This is a genomic window from Mycobacterium sp. 852002-51971_SCH5477799-a, from assembly GCF_001667145.1.
Lineage (GTDB): Bacteria > Actinomycetota > Actinomycetes > Mycobacteriales > Mycobacteriaceae > Mycobacterium.
Genome location: NZ_LZIF01000002.1, coordinates 1 through 533, shown reverse-complemented (window position 1 = coordinate 533; position 533 = coordinate 1). Strand labels below are relative to the sequence as shown.

Annotated in this window: 1 protein-coding gene; it reads right to left on the bottom strand. The window is 70.0% G+C overall.

The window, feature by feature from the left end; translation table 11 throughout:
* Window positions 1–533: phosphopantetheine-binding protein (locus A5753_RS00010; RefSeq protein ID WP_156655831.1), on the bottom strand; the 533-nt coding region annotated here is incomplete at both ends.

The window sequence follows — 533 nt, the reverse complement described above, 5'->3', positions numbered from 1 at the left end:
GGCCCCTGCAACTGATCGATAAACCACAACCGCTGCTGGGCAAACGACAACGGCACCACCGCCGGACGCTCCTGGGCCACCAGCGGGGCCAGCCCACCGCTTGACCCACCGACGCGGGGTGCTAACTGGGCGATCGTGGGTGCCTCGAACACGGTGCGCACCGCAAGGTCGGTATCCAGGGTGGTGTTGATCGCCGCGATCACCCGCATCGCCGCGATGCTGTCCCCACCCAGCTCGAAGAACGAATCATCGACCCCGACCCGCTGCACACCCAAGATGTCGGCATAAATGCCGGCCAAGATCTCTTCGACCGCATCGCCCGCGGCGCGGTAGCGCCCGGCGCTGGTGTAGTCCGGGGCGGGCAGGGCGCGGGTGTCGAGTTTGCCGTTGGCCGTCAACGGCAACGCGTCAAGCGCCACCACCGCGGCGGGCACCATATGCTCGGGCAACCGCTCGGCCAGCGCGGCGCGCGCCGCGACCGGGTCAGCGGCCCCGGTGATGTAGCCGACCAGCCGGGGGGTGCCGGGCTGGTC